Annotated in this window: 20 protein-coding genes; all 20 read left to right on the forward strand. The window is 69.7% G+C overall.

All coding sequences use genetic code 11. From position 1 onward, the window contains the following. The first annotated feature begins 154 nt into the window (after positions 1 to 154). Positions 155 to 1,183: an ABC transporter permease gene (locus tag CF8_RS09000; protein ID WP_010832810.1), complete on the forward strand. Its 1,029-nt coding sequence runs from the start codon at positions 155 to 157 to the stop codon at positions 1,181 to 1,183. 69 nt (positions 1,184 to 1,252) lie between these two features. Further along, positions 1,253 to 3,025 (forward strand): ABC transporter substrate-binding protein, encoded by a 1,773-nt coding sequence (locus CF8_RS09005; protein ID WP_084622839.1) that lies wholly within the window; start codon positions 1,253 to 1,255, stop codon positions 3,023 to 3,025. Positions 3,026 to 3,145: 120 nt separating this feature from the next. Beyond that, a complete protein-coding gene (locus CF8_RS09010; protein ID WP_010832812.1) occupies positions 3,146 to 4,156 on the forward strand; it encodes an ABC transporter permease in 1,011 nt (336 codons plus the stop codon). Beyond that, positions 4,153 to 5,253, forward strand: a complete 1,101-nt coding sequence (locus tag CF8_RS09015) for an ABC transporter ATP-binding protein (RefSeq protein ID WP_010832813.1) — start codon at positions 4,153 to 4,155, stop codon at positions 5,251 to 5,253. Before CF8_RS09010 ends, CF8_RS09015 begins: the two co-directional genes overlap by 4 nt. Beyond that, positions 5,250 to 6,500, forward strand: a complete 1,251-nt coding sequence (locus CF8_RS09020) for an ABC transporter ATP-binding protein (protein WP_010832814.1) — start codon at positions 5,250 to 5,252, stop codon at positions 6,498 to 6,500. Before CF8_RS09015 ends, CF8_RS09020 begins: the two co-directional genes overlap by 4 nt. Further along, positions 6,501 to 7,871, forward strand: a complete 1,371-nt coding sequence (locus tag CF8_RS09025) for a replication-associated recombination protein A (protein WP_010832815.1) — start codon at positions 6,501 to 6,503, stop codon at positions 7,869 to 7,871. Positions 7,872 to 7,873: 2 nt separating this feature from the next. Continuing rightward, the gene (locus tag CF8_RS09030) at positions 7,874 to 8,446 is read left to right on the forward strand and encodes a class I SAM-dependent methyltransferase (protein ID WP_010832816.1); all 573 of its coding nucleotides are present in this window, start codon (positions 7,874 to 7,876) and stop codon (positions 8,444 to 8,446) included. 31 nt (positions 8,447 to 8,477) lie between these two features. Then, positions 8,478 to 8,957: a hypothetical protein gene (locus tag CF8_RS09035; RefSeq protein ID WP_010832817.1), complete on the forward strand. Its 480-nt coding sequence runs from the start codon at positions 8,478 to 8,480 to the stop codon at positions 8,955 to 8,957. Then, positions 8,957 to 9,223, forward strand: coding sequence for a DUF6167 family protein (locus CF8_RS09040; RefSeq protein ID WP_051204176.1), 267 nt, complete (start codon positions 8,957 to 8,959; stop codon positions 9,221 to 9,223). Before CF8_RS09035 ends, CF8_RS09040 begins: the two co-directional genes overlap by 1 nt. Next, positions 9,210 to 11,873, forward strand: a complete 2,664-nt coding sequence (alaS, locus tag CF8_RS09045) for an alanine--tRNA ligase (protein WP_010832818.1) — start codon at positions 9,210 to 9,212, stop codon at positions 11,871 to 11,873. Before CF8_RS09040 ends, alaS begins: the two co-directional genes overlap by 14 nt. 3 nt (positions 11,874 to 11,876) lie before the next feature. After that, positions 11,877 to 12,335 (forward strand): Holliday junction resolvase RuvX, encoded by a 459-nt coding sequence (gene ruvX / locus CF8_RS09050; protein WP_010832819.1) that lies wholly within the window; start codon positions 11,877 to 11,879, stop codon positions 12,333 to 12,335. Beyond that, positions 12,332 to 13,480, forward strand: a complete 1,149-nt coding sequence (gene mltG / locus CF8_RS09055; protein ID WP_051204177.1) for an endolytic transglycosylase MltG — start codon at positions 12,332 to 12,334, stop codon at positions 13,478 to 13,480. Before ruvX ends, mltG begins: the two co-directional genes overlap by 4 nt. Continuing rightward, positions 13,480 to 14,301 (forward strand): shikimate dehydrogenase, encoded by an 822-nt coding sequence (locus CF8_RS09060; RefSeq protein WP_036490629.1) that lies wholly within the window; start codon positions 13,480 to 13,482, stop codon positions 14,299 to 14,301. Before mltG ends, CF8_RS09060 begins: the two co-directional genes overlap by 1 nt. After that, positions 14,298 to 14,990 (forward strand): prepilin peptidase, encoded by a 693-nt coding sequence (locus tag CF8_RS09065; RefSeq protein WP_010832822.1) that lies wholly within the window; start codon positions 14,298 to 14,300, stop codon positions 14,988 to 14,990. Before CF8_RS09060 ends, CF8_RS09065 begins: the two co-directional genes overlap by 4 nt. A gap of 43 nt (positions 14,991 to 15,033) precedes the next feature. After that, positions 15,034 to 16,212 carry a chorismate synthase gene (gene aroC / locus CF8_RS09070; protein WP_051204178.1) on the forward strand — a complete coding sequence of 393 codons (1,179 nt, stop codon included), beginning with the start codon at positions 15,034 to 15,036 and terminating at the stop codon, positions 16,210 to 16,212. Then, complete coding sequence (locus CF8_RS09075) at positions 16,209 to 16,709, forward strand: shikimate kinase (protein ID WP_010832824.1); 501 nt, start codon at positions 16,209 to 16,211, stop codon at positions 16,707 to 16,709. The genes aroC and CF8_RS09075 overlap by 4 nt, the downstream gene beginning before the upstream one ends. Continuing rightward, positions 16,706 to 17,815 (forward strand): 3-dehydroquinate synthase, encoded by a 1,110-nt coding sequence (gene aroB, locus CF8_RS09080; protein WP_010832825.1) that lies wholly within the window; start codon positions 16,706 to 16,708, stop codon positions 17,813 to 17,815. Before CF8_RS09075 ends, aroB begins: the two co-directional genes overlap by 4 nt. Next, complete coding sequence (locus tag CF8_RS09085) at positions 17,812 to 18,270, forward strand: type II 3-dehydroquinate dehydratase (RefSeq protein WP_010832826.1); 459 nt, start codon at positions 17,812 to 17,814, stop codon at positions 18,268 to 18,270. Before aroB ends, CF8_RS09085 begins: the two co-directional genes overlap by 4 nt. Before the next feature lie 63 nt (positions 18,271 to 18,333). After that, positions 18,334 to 18,897: an elongation factor P gene (gene efp / locus CF8_RS09090; protein WP_010832827.1), complete on the forward strand. Its 564-nt coding sequence runs from the start codon at positions 18,334 to 18,336 to the stop codon at positions 18,895 to 18,897. Continuing rightward, positions 18,897 to 19,304 carry a transcription antitermination factor NusB gene (nusB, locus tag CF8_RS09095; RefSeq protein WP_010832828.1) on the forward strand — a complete coding sequence of 136 codons (408 nt, stop codon included), beginning with the start codon at positions 18,897 to 18,899 and terminating at the stop codon, positions 19,302 to 19,304. The genes efp and nusB overlap by 1 nt, the downstream gene beginning before the upstream one ends. Positions 19,305 to 19,353: the final 49 nt, after the last annotated feature.

Raw genomic sequence — 19,353 nt, forward strand, 5'->3', positions numbered from 1 at the left:
GTGATCGTCTGTGAGGCCCGCGTCACATAGAGTCCCGTTCGGCGCTGGCGGGAACCCCTGCACATCGAGGGTGTTCTCGGCAGTCCCACCGGGCGAACCCCGGCGCCTCACCAGCATCACGGACCAGCAACCCCGGACCAGTTAAAGGGAGAGCATGTCGCAGCCGACTGCACCGGAGACCTTGGGCACACTGACGGACGAGACGCCCGTCGACCCCAACAGCAAGCGGGCCCAGGAGGTCACCGGCAAGTCGCCGCTGCAGATCGCCTTCGGGCGCCTGCGCCGCGACAAGATCGCGGTGGTCTGCGCGCTCGTGGTGCTGTTCTTCATCCTGGTCGCCGTCTTCGCCGACCTGATCGCCAAGGCGTTCGGGGTCGACCTCGAGACGGTCAGCTCGTGTGAGGTCCTCGAGTGCAACTTCGCCTCGTCCGGCGTCGGCTACCCCAAGACCGGTCCGCCGTACCACGGGTTCGACCCCAGCCACCCGCTCGGCATCGCGCCGCGCACCGGCGCGGACAACCTGGCCCACTGGATCTACGGCTGCCGGACCTCGCTGATCATCGCCGGCGCCGCGACCTTGTTCGCGTCGGTCGTCGGCATCGTCGTCGGGCTCGTCGCCGGCTTCGTGGGTGGCGTGGTCGACAAGGTCCTCTCGTTCATCATCGACTTCTTCCTTACCATCCCGTTCCTGCTGGCGGCCCTGATCATCGCGCCGATCATCATCGACCGGTTCGGCACCAGCGACAGCTACGAGACCATCCAGATCCTCTCCCTGATCGGCATCTTGTCGATGTTCGGCTGGATGACGGTGGCTCGCCTCATTCGTGGCGAGGTGCTCTCGCTGCGTGAGCGTGAGTTCGTGCACGCGGCCCGGGTCCTGGGCATGCCCACCCACCGGATCCTCTTCCGTGAGCTCCTTCCCAACCTCATGGCCCCGATCGTGATCAGCATCTCGCTGATGCTGCCGGCCTTCGTGGCGGCCGAGGCGGGGCTGGCGTTCCTGGGGATCGGTGTCACGGGCAGTGCCTCGTGGGGCCAGACGATCGCCAACGCAGTGCCCTACTGGAGCAACTACTCGCTCTACCTCTGGGCCCCCATGGTGGGCGTGGTGGCGCTGGTCCTCTCACTCAACCTGTTGGGCGACGCGGTACGCGACGCGTTCGACCCGAAGACCCGCCGCTGAGGCGCGTCACAACCCAAGTTGTCACCCCGGGCTACCGGGTGTGCGAACCAGAAAGAGAAAGGCTGGACAATGAGACGTACTAAGGCGATCGCAACGCTCGCTACCAGTGCTGTCCTCGTGAGCCTCGCTGCCTGTGGTGGCGATGGCACTGAGACGGGCGAAGGTGCTGCAGGGGACGGATTCAAGGGCGCTGCCGAGACCATTGCCAAGGACGCAGAGCGTCAGGCTCCCGCGGCGGACGTCGAGGGCGCGACCGAGGGTGGCACCGTCACCGTCTACCTCCCCGACGACCCGGGCCCCGAGGACCTCGACCCGACCAACGGCTGGTCGGTGACGGGCAACTCGATCCAGCAGGCGCTCACGCACCGTGCGCTGACCCAGTACTCCCGCGACGACGAGACCGGCGAGATGGTGCTGGTCCCCGACCTCGCCGTCGACCTGGGCACGCCCAACGAGGACTTCACCGAGTGGACCTTCACGCTGCGTGAGGACGCGACGTGGGAGGACGGCAAGCCGATCACCGCCGAAGAGGTCGCCTGGGGCATCCAGCGCTCCCTCGACTCCGAGGCGTTCCCGTCGGGTCCCGGCACCGAGTACTCCGTGCACTTCTTCGCTGGTGCTGAGGACTACAAGGGTCCCTACACCGACAAGGGCAAGAAGTACGACGCGATCACGTTCGACGAGGCCGCCAACAGCGTCACCATCAAGATGGAGACGCCCTTCCCGGACATGGACTACTGGGGCGCCTTCATGGCGATGGGCCCGGCTCCGCTCGGCAAGGTCTCCGACCCGCCGGAGTACGGCCGCAACCCGCTCTCCAACGGCCCCTACAAGGTCGAGTCCTTCCGCCCCAGCGAGGAGCTCGTCCTCGTCAAGAACGACGCCTGGACTCCCGAGTCCGACCCGGCGCGTCACCAGTACGTCGACAAGTGGGTCTTCAAGTTCGCTGCCGACCCGACGCAGACCGACGAGCTGATGCTCAGCGACAACACCGAGTCGCAGACGTCGATCTCCGCCGCGGTGACGTCCGAGAACTACAGCAAGTTCACCTCGACGCTGGGCGAGCGCCTGGTGCAGCAGTCGTCGCAGTGCACCAGCTTCTGGGCGCCTGACTACACCAAGATCACCGACCTCAACGTCCGCAAGGCACTTGCCTACGCCTACCCGTACGAGAGCGTGTGGCAGGCCTCGGGCGAGGTGCCCGGCGTGACCCGTGTCCCGGCCAACTCGGTCATGCCTCCCGGCATGGCGGGCAAGTCCGACTACCAGGTCGACGGTGAGCAGATCACCTTCAACCCGGAGAAGGCCAAGGAGCTGCTGGCCGAGGCCGGCGCCGAGGGCTACGAGATCCACATGGCCTACGCCACGGGTTCTCCGACCACCGAGGCCGCGCAGAAGCAGATCGAGAAGGGTCTGACCGACTCCGGCTTCAAGGTCAAGTCCTACCCGGTGCCGATCGAGACGTCGCTCTACGTCATCTGGACCGACCCGAACAACAAGATCAACAAGAAGCTCAACCTGCGTGGCGTCAACTGGTGCTCCGACTGGCCGTCGGGCCTCACCATGATCCCGTCCCTGCTCCGCACGGACGCGACCTACAACACCGCCTTCTTCTCCGAGGAGTCGATGGACGCGCGCATGAAGGAGATCCCCACCCTGCCGCAGGATGAGCAGGCTGCTGCCTGGGGCGAGCTCGACGAGCAGATCGCTACCGAGTACTACCCCCTCATCCCGACCGCGTTCCGCAACGACCTCTTCGCCTTCGGGTCGAAGATCGGGAACCCGACGGGTGACGGTGCGCTCGGCGCGCCGAACTACAAGGATCTCTACGTCACTCAGTGATCCTGGGGTCGGCTGACGTCGACCCTCATCTCCACACGGTGTGGGGCTCCGGGACCCGGGGCCCCACACCACCGTGCCGCTAAGGTCGGCATCATCTCCTGACCCCGGAGGAAACTTCTCGTGTTCGCCTATGTCATCAAACGCCTGCTGTCGGGTGTCGTGGTGCTGTTCTTGATCTCCATGAGCGTCTTCCTGCTGTTCTGGTTCGGCCCCTCGGAGCCCGCCCAGACCATCTGCGACAACGACACCAGCAACCGGTGCACGCCGGCCAGGTTGGAGGTCTTCCGAGAGAACCTCGGCTTCAACAACCCGTGGTACGAGGAATACGGCACCTTCATGAAGGGGATCGCGGTCGGTCGCGACATCCAGTTCGGCAGCACCACGGTCTTCGAGTGCAAGGCTCCGTGCCTGGGCTACTCCTACCGCACCAAGGCTCCGGTGTTCGAGGAGATGAAGACCCGCATGCCGGCGACCTTCTCGGTCGCGATCGGCGGCGGGCTGCTCTACCTGGCGCTCGGCGTCCCGATCGGTGTCGCCGCGGCTCGACGACGAGGGACCTTGGCGGACAAGGCGCTGGTGTCGGGGTTCCTGGTGATCTCCTCGATCCCTTACTACCTCTTCGCCCTGCTGACGTGGCTGTTCCTCACCATCAGCTGGGAGATTCCGCTCTTCGCCGATACCGGTTACTTCCCGGTCACCGACAACCCAGCGAAGTGGTTCAGCGGGATGCTGCTGGCGTGGTGCGCCCTGGGCGCCTTCGGCTGCACGCAGTACACCCGCTACACGCGCGGTTCGATGGTCGAGGTGCTCGGTGAGGACTACATCCGCACCGCCAAGGCCAAGGGGTTGGGCGCCAACACTGTCGTCTACAAGCATGGGTTGCGAGCTGCGCTCGTGCCCGTGATCACGATCTTCGGCATCGACTTCGGCACGCTCCTCGCCGGGACCATCTTCACCGAGCGGATCTTCGACATCGACGGGATCGGTTTGTGGGCACTGCAGGCCGTCTTCCAGCGTGACCTGCCCGTCGTGGCCGCCACCGCGCTCTTCGGAGCCGTCGTGCTGATCGTGGCCAACATCCTTGTAGACGTGATCTACAGCATCCTCGACCCCCGAGTGAGGCTCTCGTGACAACCGCACCACTGCGCCCCGGCACCAGCCCTGACCTGGACCACGACGAGCCGCTGCTCGTCGTGGAGGACCTCACCGTGCGCTTCCCGACCCAGGACGGAGAGGTCGCCGCCGTGCAGAACCTCTCCTACTCCGTGGAGCTCGGCAAGACCCTCGGCATCGTGGGCGAGTCCGGCTCCGGCAAGTCCGTCTCCAGCATGGCCGTCCTCGGTCTGCACGACGAGCGCAGCGCCAAGATCTCCGGTTCCATCCGGATCCGCGGCCGCGAGATCGTCGGGCTCCCCGAGAACAAGATGCGCAAGCTCCGCGGCGCCGAGGCCGCGATGATCTTCCAGGACGCGCTCGCCGCGCTGCACCCCTTCTACAAGGTCGGCGACCAGCTCGCCGAGGCCTACCAGGTGCACCACTCGAGCGCCAGCGACCGCGACGCGCGGCGCAAGTCGATCGAGATGCTCGACCGGGTCGGCATCCCGCAGCCCGATCAGCGCATCAACGACTTCCCGCACCAGTTCTCCGGCGGCATGCGCCAGCGCGCGATGATCGCGATGGGTCTCATCAACGACCCGTCGCTGCTGATCGCCGACGAGCCGACGACCGCGCTGGACGTCACGGTGCAGGCACAGATCCTCGACCTGCTCCAGGAGCTGCAGCGCGAGTTCAACTCCGCGGTCATCATCATCACCCACGACCTCGGCGTGATCGCCGAGATGGCTGACGACGTGCTGGTCATGTATGCCGGCCGGTGTGTGGAGTACGGCACCACGAAGGAGATCCTGACCCACCCCGAGATGCCGTACACGTGGGGCCTGCTCTCCAGCGTCCCCGACGTGACCGCGAGCACCGACGCGCGCCTGATCCCGATCCCGGGCACGCCGCCGAGCCTGCTCAACCCGCCGACGGGTTGCGCGTTCCACCCGAGGTGCACCCACCGCGACAAGGTGCCCGGCGACCTGTGCTTCACCGACATGCCGGAGCTCTCGCCCGCCAAGGCGAACGCGGCACACGTCAAGCGCTGCCACCTGCCCGATCCCGACGCGATCTACCAGGACGTCGTGCTGCCGGAGATCGCCCCCGACCTGGTGAAGGACAACAGATGACCGACGAATCCACCGCCAGCCTGCACGAGGAGCACGACGGTTACCTCGACCACGAGGTCGCCCTCCCGAGCGACTCGGCAGCCCACGTCGCCAGCCGCCTCGACCCGGATGCCCCGCCGGTGCTCTCCGTCGAGGACCTCAAGATGTACTTCCCGCTCAAGTCGGGGGGCATGGTGCGCCGTACGATCGGACACGTCCAGGCCGTCGACGGGATCTCGTTCCAGGTGCCGAAGGGCGGATCGCTGGGCCTGGTGGGGGAGTCGGGTTGTGGCAAGTCCACGACGGGCCGGCTCATCACCCGCCTCTACAAGCCCACCGGCGGCTCGATGCAGTTCGAGGGACACGACCTGGCCAAGCTCTCCAACCGCGAGATGAAGCCGCTGCGCCGAGACGTGCAGATGATCTTCCAGGACCCCTACACCTCGCTGAACCCGCGGCACACGGTCGGCACCATCGTGGGAGCGCCGCTCTCGGTGCACAACGTCGTGCCGAAGAAGCAGATCCTGTCGCGCGTGCAGGAGCTGCTCGAGGTCGTCGGCCTCAATCCGGAGCACTACAACCGCTACCCCAACGAGTTCTCCGGCGGCCAGCGCCAGCGCATCGGCATCGCCCGCGCGCTGACGCTCAACCCCAAGCTGCTGGTGGCCGACGAGCCCGTGTCGGCGCTCGACGTGTCCATCCAGGCCCAGGTGATCAACCTCCTGCAGGACCTGCAGAAGGAATTCGACATCGCGTTCCTGTTCATCGCCCACGACCTCGCGATCGTGCGGCACTTCTGCCCGGAGGTGGCGGTGATGTACCTCGGCAAGATCGTCGAGATCGCCGACCGCGACACCATCTACAGCCACTCGCACCACCCCTACACCCAGGCGCTGCTCTCGGCCGTCCCCGACGTCAAGCAGGCAGCACTCGGTGGTCGGCGCGAGCGCATCCGCCTCGAGGGTGACGTGCCGAGCCCGATCAACCCGCCCTCGGGCTGCCGGTTCCGCACGCGGTGCCAGTACGCCCAGGAGATCTGCGCCAAGGTCGAGCCGCCGCTGCTGCAGATCGGCAAGCGGCACAAGGTCGCATGCCACTTCGCCGGCGAGCTCGGTGCCCACCCGGCCACGCCGGTCACGGCCGACCTGCTTGGCGTCGACGACCAGGGCAGCCCCTCCAGCAAGGTGACGGCGACCCCGCTCATCACCGGGCCGGGCTACGAGGACGAGTGGTTCGACCTCAAGTCCAAGCAGCTCACCTCCGCCTGAGTGGACTCCCTCTTCGACATCCCTGAGCACGCCGGCACGGGCGTGCCCGGCGGGGGGTCGCTCGGCGCGAACACCCATGCGTCGGCGCCCCTCGCCGTACGCATGCGCCCGCGCACGCTCGACGAGCTGGTCGGGCAGGCGCAGCTGCGGGCGGCGGGCTCGCCGCTGCGGCAGCTGATCGAGGGCGACCAGTCGATGTCGCTGTTGTTGTGGGGACCGCCCGGCACCGGCAAGACGACCATCGCCTCGATCGTCAGCCAGCAGACGCAGCGGCGGTTCGTCGAGGTCTCTGCCGTGGCGGCGGGCGTCAAGGAGGTACGGGCGGCGATCGACGCGGCCCGTTCCGAGCTGGCCCGCGGCGGCAGCGAGACGGTGCTCTTCGTCGACGAGGTGCACCGCTTCACCAAGGCGCAGCAGGACGCGCTGCTGCCGGGAGTCGAGAACCGGTGGGTGACGCTGGTCGCCGCGACCACGGAGAACCCGTTCTTCTCGGTGATCTCGCCGCTGCTCTCGCGCAGCCTGCTGCTGCGCCTGGAGTCGCTGACCGACGACGACATCGTCGCTGTCGTTGAGCTGGCGCTCGTCGACGAGCGGGGGCTTGCCGGCGTGTTCGAGCTCGACGAGGACGCGCAGGACCACCTCGTCCGGCTAGCCGGCGGTGACGCCCGGCGGGTGTTGACCTATCTCGAGGCGGCAGCCGGCGCGGCCCGCTCGCAGGGCAACACGCTGATCGACCTCGCCACCGCGGAGACGGCCGTCGACCAGGCGGCCGTGCGCTACGACCGGCAGGGCGACCAGCACTACGACGTGATCAGTGCCTTCATCAAGTCGGTGCGCGGCTCCGACGTCGACGCCGCGCTGCACTACCTCGCCCGGATGATGGAGGCCGGTGAGGACCCGCGCTTCATCGCGCGGCGGCTGGTGATCCTGGCCAGCGAGGATGTCGGCCTCGCCGACCCGACGGCGCTCACCACGGCCGTCGCGGCCGCGCAGGCGGTACAGCTGATCGGCATGCCGGAGGCCCGGCTGAACCTCGCCCAGGCGACGGTCGCGCTCGCCATCGCCCCCAAGTCGAACGCGGTCTACCAGGCCATCAACGAGGCCACTGCCGACGTCCGCGCCGGCAGGATCGGAACGGTGCCGCCCCACCTGCGCGACGCGCACTACGCCGGGTCGAAGAAGCTCGGTCACGGCGGCGCTGCCGCCGCGCCGTACAAGTACAGCCACGACGAGCCGTTCGGGATCGCCGAGCAGCAGTACGCCCCCGACGTGATCGAGGACGCGGAGTACTACCGACCCACCTCCCTCGGCGCCGAGGCTGCGATCAAGGACCGCTGGGAGCGGGTCCGCAAGATCATCCGGGGGAAGTAGGGATGGATCGGGAGCTCTGGGACCGCGAAGCAGTCACGTTCGACGACGAGCCGGACCACGGACTGGCGGACGCGGACACCCGCGCGGCCTGGCGCGAGCTGCTGGTCGGCGTACTGCCGCAAGTTCCGGCGCGGATCGCCGACCTCGGCTGCGGCACCGGCACCCTCACGAGACTGCTGGTCGACGAGGGCTACACCGTCGACGGTCTCGACTTCTCGCCCGAGATGATCAGACGGGCGCGGGTGAAGGTGCCGGAGTCGACCTTCGTCGTCGCCGACGCGGCGGACCCGCCGCTCGAGCCCGCCGCCTACGACGTCGTGCTGAGCCGGCACGTCCTCTGGGCGATGCCGGATCCTGGGGCCGCGATGAAGCGGTGGGTCGAGCTGCTGACGCCGTCCGGCGTCCTCGTCCTCGTCGAGGGACGTTGGCACACCGGCGGTGGCCTGAGCGCGGCGGATTCCGAGCAGATCGTGCGCACCGTTCGCGACGAGGTGTTGACGAGGCACCTGCCCGAGTCGGTCTACTGGGGCAAGGAGATCGACGACGAGCGCTACCTGCTGGTCAGCCGGATGTGAGCCACATCAACCGGGTTATAGGGTTTCGCAGGTGAACGGTGAGCAGATCTGGCTGGCGGCGGCCGCAGGTGGCGCGGTTGCGCTGATCCTGCTGCTGGCCTGCGCCCTGCTCTGGCGCACGTCGCGCCGGCTGCACGCGCGCATCGACGAGCTCGAGGCCGAGCAGGGGAGCGCGCCGCGACCGGCCGCTGCCGTGGAGACGGCCGAGCCGGCGACGTACGTCATCACCGCCATCGACGAGGTGCCCGAGACGCACACGGCCGTCGTCCCGGCGCGGATCGACGGCCGGCTGTTCGCCGACATCGTGGCGCGCGAGAGCGTCGTCAAGGCGGCCGGGCTGGCGCACGGCCTGCGCCGCGCGCTGTCCGCGGAGACGCGCAACCGGATCCGCTTCGAGATGAAGCGCGAGGTCAAGCGCTCACGCAAGCAGCGCCGGGCCGACCTCAAGGCGGCGCTGCGCGAGCTGCAGGCGCGCGAGCGTGCCGGGACGCTCGGGGAGGACGCTGCCTGATGGCCAGATCGCTTTGGTTCGTGGCCGGAGCGGGGGCGGGCGTCTATGCGATGTCCCGTGCCCGGCGGGCCGCCGAGGCCCTCACCGCCGACGGCCTGCGGGATCGGCTGAGCGGCGTCGGCGTGGGCATGAGAATGTTCCGCGACGAGGTCGCGGCCGGACAGGCCGAGAAGGAAACCGAGCTGCGGGAGCGGATGGGCCTCGTGCCCCATCGCATTCCCGAGCTCACCACCAGACAGACAGAGGGAACAGATGGACACCAGTGAGATCCGCCGCCGCTTCGTAGCGCACTTCGAAGCGGCCGGTCACACGCACGTTCCCTCGGCGAGCGTGTTGGCCAACGACCCCAACCTGCTCTTCGTGCCGGCCGGCATGGTGCCGTTCAAGCCCTATTTCCTGGGCCAGGAGACGCCGCCGTACGACCGTGCCGTCAGCGTCCAGAAGTGCGTGCGCACCCCCGACATCGAGGACGTCGGCAAGACGACCCGCCACGGCACCTTCTTCGAGATGTGCGGCAACTTCTCCTTCGGCGACTACTTCAAGGAGCGGGCGATCGAGCTCGCCTGGGACCTGATCACCAAGCCCGTCGGCGACGGCGGGTTCGGCCTCGAGGAGAGCAAGCTCTACCCGAGCGTCTACGTCGACGACCACGAGGCCGTCGACCTCTGGAAGAAGGTCTCCGGTCTGCCGGACGACCGCATCGCGCGCCTCGGCAAGAGTGAGAACTACTGGTCGATGGGCGTCCCCGGCCCCGGCGGCCCCTGCTCGGAGATCCTCTACGACCGCGGTCCGGCGTACGGCGCCGACGGCGACTTCGGCGCCGAGGACCGCTACCTCGAGATCTGGAACCTCGTCTTCATGCAGGACGAGCTCTCCGCGGTGCGGTCCAAGGAGGACTTCGACATCGCCGGCTCGCTGCCGAAGAAGAACATCGACACCGGTATGGGCCTCGAGCGGGTTGCCTTCCTGCTCCAGGGCAAGAGCAACATGTACGAGATCGACGTGATGTTCCCCGTCATCCAGCGCGCCATGGAGCTCAGCGGCCGCACGTACGGCGCCAACCACGAGGACGACGTGCGCTTCCGGGTCGTCGCCGACCACGTCCGCAGCTCGATGATGCTCATCGGCGACGGCGTCACCCCCGGCAACGAGGGGCGCGGCTACGTCCTGCGGCGACTCCTGCGCCGCGCCGTACGCTCCATGCGCCTCCTCGGCTACGAGGACCCCGCGCTGCCCGAGCTGATGCCGATCTCCCGCGACAAGATGGGTGAGACCTACACCGACCTCGTCCGCGACTGGGAGCGCATCGCGCGAGTGGCGTACGGCGAGGAGGAGACGTTCCGCAAGACCCTGCAGGCCGGCACCCAGATCTTCGACCTGGCGGCCGGCGAGGCGAAGTCGGCCGGGGCGACCACCCTGGCCGGCGAGCAGGCCTTCGCGCTGCACGACACCTACGGCTTCCCGATCGACCTGACCCTGGAGATGGCCGCCGAGCAGGGCCTCGTCGTCGACGAGCCCGGCTTCCGCGCGCTGATGGCTCAGCAGCGCGACCGTGCCAAGGCGGACGCGAAGTCGAAGAAGGGCCAGCACGCCGACACCACCGTCTACCGCGGCATCCTCGACGCCAACGGTCCCACCGAGTGGCTGGCCTACGAGACCCTCGAGACCGAGTCGCGGGCGCTGGCGCTGCTGTCCGGCGGGGGAGCGGCGAAGGTCCTCGGTGAGGGCGAGATCGGCGAGGTCGTCCTCGACCGCACGCCGTTCTATGCCGAGTCCGGTGGCCAGGCCGCCGACGCGGGTGTCATCGACTTCGACGGCGGCCGCCTCGAGGTGCTCGACGTCCAGCGCCCGATCAAGGGGCTCGTCGTGCACCAGGTGCGCATCACCGAGGGCGAGCTGACCCCCGACGCGATCCTGCACGCCAAGGTGGACCCCGGCTGGCGCATCGGCGCCCGCCAGGCCCACTCCGGCACCCACGTCGTGCACGCCGCGCTGCGGCAGGTGCTCGGTCCGAGCGCGCTGCAGTCCGGCTCGTTCAACCGCCCCGGCTACCTCCGCCTCGACTTCGGCTGGACGCAGGCGCTCAGCCCGGGGCAGGTCCGTGAGATCGAGCAGGTCTCGCAGCAGGCGCTGCGCTCCGACCTGCCGGTGATGTGGGACTACATGACCCTCGAGCAGGCCCGCGACTGGGGCGCGATCGCGCTCTTCGGCGAGACCTACGACAACACCAAGGTGCGCGTCGTCGAGATCGGCGGCCCCTGGTCGCGCGAGCTCTGCGGTGGCACGCACGTCGAGCACTCCTCGCAGATCGGCACCATCGTGGTGACCGGTGAGGCGAGCGTCGGCTCCGGCAGCCGCCGGATCGAGGCGTTCACCGGTGTCGAGGGCTTCGACTACCTCGCCCGTGAGCGCGACGTCGTCGGCCAGCTCACCACCTTGCTCAAGACCCAGCCCGACGACCTCGTCGGCCGCGTGAGCGACCTCGTCGACCGGCTCAAGTCGGTCGAGAAGGAGGTCGAGAAGGCGCGCGTGGCCCAGCTGCTCGCGGGCGGCGGCGCCCTCGCGGCGCAGGCGGCCGACGTCAACGGTGTGGCCGTGGTCGCCCACCGCGTCGACGGAGCGGGCGGCGGCGACGTACGCACCCTGGCCCTCGACGTACGCAGCAAGCTCGACCGCGCCGGCGCGGTCGTCATCGCGGGCGTGCAGGACGGCAAGATCGCCGTCGTCGTGGCCGTCAACGACGCCGCGCGCGAACGCGGAGTGAGCGCCAACCAGCTCGTGCGCACCGTCGGCGAGCTGATCGGCGGCAAGGGCGGCGGCAAGGACGACGTGGCCCAGGGTGGCGGCAGCGACGCCACCCGCCTCGACGAGGCGCTGGCCCTGGTCAGCACCGAGATCGCCCGGACGGCCGGCTGACGCATGCGCTTCGGAACCCGGCTCGGCCTCGATCCCGGAGACGCCCGCATCGGCGTCGCCCGCAGCGACCCCTCGGGCTTCCTGGCGACGCCGGTCGAGACCGTACGGCGAGGCAGGGGAGACGTGTCCCGGCTGCGGCGACTCGTCGAGGAGCTCGAGGCGGTCGAGGTCGTCGTCGGCCTGCCGAAGTCGCTCTCCGGCGGCGAGGGACCGTCCGCGGTCAAGGTGCGCGAGTTCGCGGGTGCACTGGCGCGGCAGATTGCCCCCGTGCCCGTGAGGCTGTGTGATGAGCGCCTGACTACGGTGTCCGCGGAGTCGATGCTCCGCGACCGTGGTCGCAAGGGACAGGATCGACGGTCCGTGGTCGACATGGCCGCCGCCGTACTCATCCTGCAGAACGCACTGGACACCGAACGCGCGAGTGGCAACGCGCCTGGAGAGATCGTCGAGGTCAGCGAGTGAGTGACGAGATGCCCGTCGAGGACGACGGCTACTACGAGGGCGGGACTCGCCGCGCCAGGAAGAAGCGCGGCTTCTCCGGCTGCCTGGCTGTGCTCGTCGCGCTGGCCGTGCTGGTGGGCGGCTTCTACTTCGTCGTCACCAAGGGCGTCGACTGGGTCTCCGACCAGTTCTCCAGCGCCGAGGACTTCCCCGGCCCGGGCCAGGGCGAGGTGACCTTCGAGGTCGCCGAGGGCGACGCGACCGCCGAGATCGGCCGCAACCTCAAGGCCGAGGGCGTGGTCGCCTCCGTGCAGGCCTTCCTCGACGCGGCCGCCGCCGATCCCGACTCCACCGGGATCCAGGTCGGCTTCTATGCCATGAAGCAGGAGATGGCGGCCGAGGACGCGCTCCAGGTGCTGCTCGACCCGGCCAACCAGGTCAAGAGCACCGTGACGGTGCCCGAGGGCCTGCGGGTCGAGGACACGATCTCACTGCTGGCGCAGGAGACCGAGTGGGGCGAGGCGAAGTGGAACGCCGCCCTCAACGACGACGAGGCCATCGGCCTTCCCGACTACGCCGAGGGCAACCCGGAGGGCTACCTCTTCCCGGCGACCTACGAGATCGGTCCGAAGGACAAGCCCAAGGACATCCTCGCCGCGATGGTCGCCCGTTGGCAGCAGGCGGCCGACGAGGCGGGCCTCGAGGAGAAGGCCGCCGAGCTGGGCAAGACGCCGGCCGAGCTGATGATCATCGCCTCGCTGGTCGAGGCCGAGGGGCGTGGCGACGACATGCCGAAGATCGCCCGGGTCATCTACAACCGGCTCGACGGCCCCGGCGACAAGGCCGGCACCAACGGCCTGCTCCAGATCGACGCGTCGGTCAACTACGGCCTCGACCAGGAGCTGGGTGTCGCGCTGACGACCGAGCAGCTCCAGGTCGACACGCCCTACAACACCTACGAGAACGTCGGCCTGCCCCCGACGCCGATCGAGGCCCCGGGCGACGCCGCCATCGCGGCAGCGGCCAACCCGGCGGAGGGCGACTGGTACTACTACGTGACCGTCGACCTGTCGACCGGCGAGACCAAGTTCGCCGAGACCTACGACGAGTTCCTGGGCTACAAGTCTGAGCTCACGGAGTACTGCACCACGTCCGACGCCTGCTGATGGGACGCCGCTGCGGGGTGCTCGGTGACCCGGTCGAGCACTCCCTGTCCCCGGTGCTGCACGCCGCTGGCTATGCAGCGCTCGGCCTGGACTGGTCGTACGCCGCCCACCGAGTCGCCTCCGGTGGGTTGCCGGACTTCCTGGCCGGCCTGGACGAGGAGTGGCGAGGCCTGTCGCTGACCATGCCGCTCAAGCGCGAGGCGGTGCCGCTCGTCGACGAGCTGAGCGAGCGGGCCCGCCTGGCCGGCGCCGCGAACACGATCGTGCTCGACGACGACGGTCGGAGCAGGGGCGACAACACCGACATCCCCGGCGCGATCGCCGCGATCCGCGAACGCACCAGCGCCCCCTTGGCGACAGCCGCGATCATCGGCGGGGGAGCGACCGCGACCTCGGTCGGGCTCGCGCTCGCCGACCTCGGTGTCCGGCGCCTGGAGATCGTCGTGCGCGACCCCGAGCGCGCGTTCGAGACGTGCGAGGCCGTGCGGGCCCACCCCGGCAGGCCCGAGCTGACCGTGAGCCGGCTCGACGAGGTGACGGTCCTCGACGTCGACCTGGTCGCCTCCACGATCCCTGCTGAGGCACAGGACCAGCGCCTCGTCGACGCGTGCGGCGCCGTACCCACCATCTTCGAGATCGTCTACCACCCCTGGCCGACCCCGCTCGTGGCGTCGATCGGCAACCGCGTGCTCGTCAGCGGGTTCGACCTGCTCCTGCACCAGGCGGCCGTCCAGTTCGAGCTGTTCACCGGCGAGGCCGCACCGCTCGCCGCCATGCGCACGGCCGGGGAGCGGGCCCTCATCGCCAGGAGCGTGTCATGAGCGCGGTGCTCGTGGCTGTCCTCTGCGCGGCGCTCGGAGTGCTGGTGCCGCGGCTGATCGCGGCCGTCCCCGAGCCCGACGAGCCGGCCGAGGACAAGCAGCCCTACGCCGACATCGCCGCCAGGCCCGGGCTCGCATGGCAGTCCGCGCTGGTCTGCGGCGTGATCGGCGCGCTCATCGGTGGGGCGGTCGGGCTCGACTGGGCGTTGCTCTTCTTGGTCCCGCTCGTCCCCGTCGGCGTGGCGCTCGCGCTCATCGACTGGCGCACCCGCCTGCTCCCGACGCGGATCATCGCGCCGACCTACCTCGTGCTGGTGCCGCTCGTCGTGATCGCCGCCCTCGCCAGCGGCGAGCCCCGGCTCCTGCTCCTCGCCGCCATCGGCTGGGCCGTGATGGGCGGCCTCTACCTCCTGCTGTGGCTCATCCACCCGGCCGGCATGGGCTATGGCGACGTCCGGCTCAGTGGCATCCTCGGCATCGTGCTGGGCTACCTCGGCTGGCAGCAGCTTGCGCTCGGCAGCTGGTCGGGATTCCTGCTCGGCGGCATCGGAGGGGCGCTGCTCGCCGCGTTCAAGGTGGTCGACAGGCGGCACAACCCGTTCGGGCCGTGGATGCTGATCGGCGCGCTCGCCGGCATCGTCGTGGGCCCGGCGTTCGCGGTGTGGATGTGGGGCGATCTCGCCGCCTGACGGCGGCGCGGTGGCACACGTGCCCACGTGAAAGACTGCGCGCATGCTGCGTTGGCTCACTGCGGGCGAGTCCCACGGCCCCTCCCTGGTCGCCATTCTCGAGGGAATGCCCGCCCACGTCCGGATCACCACTGCCGACATCGACGACGCCCTCGCGCGCCGCCGCCTGGGCTACGGCCGCGGTGCGCGGATGAAGTTCGAGGCCGACGAGGTCACCATCACCGGCGGCGTCCGCCACGGCGAGACGATGGGCGGCCCGGTCGCGATCCAGGTCGGCAACACCGAGTGGCCCAAGTGGGAGAAGGTCATGGCCGCCGACCCGGTCGACCCGGCCGAGCTCGACGTGCTGGCGCGCAACGCCGCCCTCACCCGCCCGCGTCCCGGCCACGCCGACCTCGCGGGCATGCAGAAGTACGACTTCGACGAGGCCCGCCCGATCCTCGAGCGCGCCTCCGCCCGTGAGACCGCAGCGCGGGTCGCGCTCGGTCGCGTGGCCGCCCACTTCCTCTACCAGGCCGTCGGCGCCGAGATCGTCAGCCACGTCATCGAGCTCGGCGGCGTCCGCGCCCCCGACGGACTGATCCCGGAACCGGGTGACGTCGAGCGCCTCGACGCCGACCCCGTGCGCTGCCTCGATACCGACACCAGCGCCGGCATGGTCGCGCGCATCGACCAGGCCCACAAGGACGGCGACACCCTCGGCGGCATCGTCGAGGTCGTCGTGCACGGCCTCCCACCGGGTCTCGGCTCGCACGTCCACTGGGACCGCCGCCTCGACGCGCGCCTCGCCGGCGCGCTGATGGGCATCCAGGCGATCAAGGGCGTCGAGGTCGGTGACGGCTTCGCGACCGCGGCCACCCCCGGCTCCCTCGCCCACGACGAGATCGTCTCCACCCCCGAGGGCCTGCGACGCACGTCCGGTCGCTCCGGTGGCACCGAGGGCGGCATGACCACCGGCGAGATCCTGCGGGTGCGGGCTGCCATGAAGCCGATCGCGACCGTGCCGCGCGCGCTGCGCACGGTCGACGTCGCCACCGGCGAGGACGCCGTCGCGCACCACCAGCGCTCGGACGTGTGTGCCGTGCCGGCCGCCGGCATCGTGGCCGAGGCCATGGTCGCGCTGGTGCTCGCCGACGCCGTGATCGAGAAGTTCGGCGGCGACTCGGTGCGCGAGACCCGCCGCAACGCCGAGTCCTACCTCGACACGCTGCGCTTCCGATGACACCGAAGGTCGTCCTGATCGGGCCCATGGGCGCCGGCAAGACCACCGTGGCGTCGCTGCTCGCCGACGCCTGGGGCGTCGGGGCGCGCGACACCGACGCCGACATCGAGGCCCGCGAGGGCCGCGAGATCTCCGAGATCTTCGTCGACTCCGGCGAGGCGCACTTCCGCGCGCTGGAGGCCACGGCCGTCGCCGAGGCCCTCGCAGCGCACGACGGTGTGCTCTCGCTCGGCGGGGGAGCCGTGCTCGACCCGGCGACCCGCGACCTGCTCGACGGCAGCACCGTGGTCTTCCTGCGCGTCGGCCTCTCCGAGGCGGTCAAGCGCGTCGGGCTCGGCGTCGGACGTCCGCTGCTGCTCGGCAACGTCCGGTCCCGGATCAAGGCGCTGCTCGACGAGCGCACCCCCATCTACGAAGCCGCGGCCACCCACGTGGTCGACACCGACGGGCGGAGTCCCGACGAGGTCGCGGCGGAAGTCCTGGAGCTGCTCGGATGAACGACACGACCCTGCACGTGGGCGGCGCATCGCCGTACGACGTCGTCATCGGGCGCGACCTGGCCGGTCGGCTGCCCGCGATCCTGAGCGACTCGGTCCAGCGCGTCGCGGTGTTGTACGCCGGTGAGCTGGCCGAGCAGGTGCAGCCGCTGGTCGACCTGCTGGTCCAGGACTACGACGTGCTCGCCCTCGGCCTGCCCGACGGCGAGCGCGCCAAGACCGCGCCCGTCGCCTCGGACTGCTGGGAGGCGCTCGGCGAGTCCGGCTTCACCCGCTCCGACGCGGTCGTCACCTTCGGCGGTGGCGCCACCACCGACCTCGGCGGCTTCGTGGCCGCCAGCTGGCTGCGCGGCGTGCGGGTCGTGCACGTGCCGACCACGGTGCTGGCCATGGTCGACGCCGCTGTCGGAGGCAAGACCGGGATCAACACCGGCGCCGGCAAGAACCTCGTCGGCGCCTTCCACGAGCCCGCCGGGGTCATCTGCGACCTGTCGCTGCTCAGCACCCTGCCGCGCGAGGAGTTCGTCGCCGGGCTGGGCGAGGTCGTCAAGTGCGGCTTCATCGCCGACCCGGTCATCCTCGACCTCGTCGAGGCCACCGACCCGGCCGCCCTGACCGCCGACTCCGACGTCACCCGCGAGCTGATCGAGCGGGCGATCCGGGTCAAGATCGACGTCGTCGTCGACGACCTGCGCGAGACGGGCGGCGTCGACGGACACCCCGGGCGCGAGGTGCTCAACTACGGCCACACCCTCGCGCACGCGATCGAGCGCACCAGCGGCTACGCCGTGCGTCACGGTGAGGCCGTCGCGATCGGATCGGTGTACGTCGCCGAGCTGGCCGCGCGCGCCGGCGCCCTCGACCCCGCGCTGGTCGAGCGCCACCGCACCGCCTTCGGCCGCGTCGGGCTGCCGACGACCTATGCCGACGCGTCCTTCGAGGACCTGCACGACGCGATGAAGGTCGACAAGAAGTCGCGCGGCAACCAGCTCCGCTTCGTGGTGCTCGACGACCTCGGCAAGCCCCGGATCCTGGCCGGTCCGAGCGAGGACGACCTGCGGGCGGCCTACTCGGCGATCAGCGGGGCCATCGGGGGACAGCCGTGAAGGTCCTCGTCCTGAACGGTCCCAACCTCGGTCGCCTCGGTCGCCGCCAGCCCGAGATCTACGGCCACACGACCCACGCCGAGCTCGCCGCCCAGTGCGTCGCGTGGGGCGCCGAGCTCGGCCTCGAGGTCGAGGTGCGCCAGACCAACCACGAGGGCGAGCTGCTCGACTGGCTCAACGCCGCCGCCGACGACGCGACCCCGGTCGTGCTCAACGCCGGCGCGTGGACGCACTACTCCCTCGCCCTCTGGGACGCCTGCGCCCAGCTGGGTGCGCCGCTGGTCGAGGTGCACATCTCCGACCCGAAGCAGCGCCCCGAGGAGTTCCGGCACACCTCCGTGGTCGAGCCGCACGCGATCGAGACGATCGCCGGCCGCGGGATCGACGGCTACCGCGACGCCCTGGAGACGATCGCCCGAGCGGCCGATTCCGGCCAGTCCGCCCTCGCCCCCTAGACTTGACCCTCGGCCCCGACGGGCCGTTCGTACATCCGCGAAGAGAAGGCTGGACAGAGCGCCATGGCAAGCACCAACGACCTGAAGAACGGCATGGTCCTCAACATCGAGGGTCAGCTCTGGGCAGTCATCGAGTTCCAGCACGTCAAGCCCGGCAAGGGCCCGGCCTTCGTGCGCACCAAGCTGAAGAACGTCGAGTCCAACAAGACCGTGGACAAGACCTTCAACGCCGGCACCAAGGTCGAGACGGCCAACGTCGACAAGCGGACGATGCAGTACCTCTACAACGACGGCACGTCCTACGTCTTCATGGACACCTCCACCTTCGACCAGCTCGAGGTCGCGCCCGAGATCGTCGGCGATGCCAAGAACTTCATGCTGGAGAACCAGGACGCCATCGTCGCGACCAACGAGGGCCGCGTGCTCTTCGTCGAGCTCCCCGCGTCCGTCGAGCTCCTGATCAGCCACACCGACCCGGGCCTGCAGGGCGACCGCTCGACCGGCGGCACCAAGCCCGCCACGCTCGAGACCGGCCACGAGATCCAGGTCCCGCTGTTCATCACCACCGGCGAGAAGGTCAAGGTCGACACCCGCGACTCGTCCTACCTCGGCCGCGTCAAGAACTGATGTCGGCTCGCGGCAAGGCCCGCAAGCGCGCGCTCGACCTGCTCTACGCCTCGGAGATGCGGGCCGAGAGCCCGGTCGTCGCCCTCGAGCGCGCCATCGCGGCCGGCGAGGGCCCGACCAACGACTACACCGGCGTCCTGGTGCGCGGCGTGGTCGACAACCAGGCCCGCATCGACGAGCTGCTGAGCGAGTACAGCCAGGGCTGGACGCTGTCGCGCATGCCGGCTGTCGACCGCAACGTGCTGCGCCTCGGCGTCTTCGAGCTGTTGTACGTCGATGACGTGCCCGACTCCGTCGCCGTGAGCGAGGCGATCAGCCTGGTGCGCGACCTGTCGACCGACGAGTCGCCGACCTTCGTCAACGGGATCCTCGGCGCGATGGAGAAGAGCAAGCCCTCCATCGTGTGACGCTCCCCGGGTGGGGCGTCCTAGGTGTTCTGTCCACGGAGGTTAGGCA

It is taken from the genome of Nocardioides sp. CF8, from assembly GCF_000389985.1.
Lineage (GTDB): Bacteria > Actinomycetota > Actinomycetes > Propionibacteriales > Nocardioidaceae > Nocardioides > Nocardioides allogilvus.

What these genes read in the sequence shown, in the direction of transcription:
- alaS (WP_010832818.1), top strand. Translation starts at nt 9,210, where the DNA reads ATGGACACCAGTGAGATCCGCCGCCGCTTCGTAGCGCACTTCGAAGCG.
- efp (WP_010832827.1), top strand. Translation starts at nt 18,334, where the DNA reads ATGGCAAGCACCAACGACCTGAAGAACGGCATGGTCCTCAACATCGAG.
- CF8_RS09030 (WP_010832816.1), top strand. Translation starts at nt 7,874, where the DNA reads ATGGATCGGGAGCTCTGGGACCGCGAAGCAGTCACGTTCGACGACGAG.
- CF8_RS09005 (WP_084622839.1), top strand. Translation starts at nt 1,253, where the DNA reads ATGAGACGTACTAAGGCGATCGCAACGCTCGCTACCAGTGCTGTCCTC.
- CF8_RS09040 (WP_051204176.1), top strand. Translation starts at nt 8,957, where the DNA reads ATGGCCAGATCGCTTTGGTTCGTGGCCGGAGCGGGGGCGGGCGTCTAT.
- CF8_RS09075 (WP_010832824.1), top strand. Translation starts at nt 16,209, where the DNA reads ATGACACCGAAGGTCGTCCTGATCGGGCCCATGGGCGCCGGCAAGACC.
- CF8_RS09065 (WP_010832822.1), top strand. Translation starts at nt 14,298, where the DNA reads ATGAGCGCGGTGCTCGTGGCTGTCCTCTGCGCGGCGCTCGGAGTGCTG.
- aroC (WP_051204178.1), top strand. Translation starts at nt 15,034, where the DNA reads ATGCTGCGTTGGCTCACTGCGGGCGAGTCCCACGGCCCCTCCCTGGTC.
- nusB (WP_010832828.1), top strand. Translation starts at nt 18,897, where the DNA reads ATGTCGGCTCGCGGCAAGGCCCGCAAGCGCGCGCTCGACCTGCTCTAC.
- CF8_RS09020 (WP_010832814.1), top strand. Translation starts at nt 5,250, where the DNA reads ATGACCGACGAATCCACCGCCAGCCTGCACGAGGAGCACGACGGTTAC.
- aroB (WP_010832825.1), top strand. Translation starts at nt 16,706, where the DNA reads ATGAACGACACGACCCTGCACGTGGGCGGCGCATCGCCGTACGACGTC.
- ruvX (WP_010832819.1), top strand. Translation starts at nt 11,877, where the DNA reads ATGCGCTTCGGAACCCGGCTCGGCCTCGATCCCGGAGACGCCCGCATC.
- CF8_RS09000 (WP_010832810.1), top strand. Translation starts at nt 155, where the DNA reads ATGTCGCAGCCGACTGCACCGGAGACCTTGGGCACACTGACGGACGAG.
- CF8_RS09060 (WP_036490629.1), top strand. Translation starts at nt 13,480, where the DNA reads ATGGGACGCCGCTGCGGGGTGCTCGGTGACCCGGTCGAGCACTCCCTG.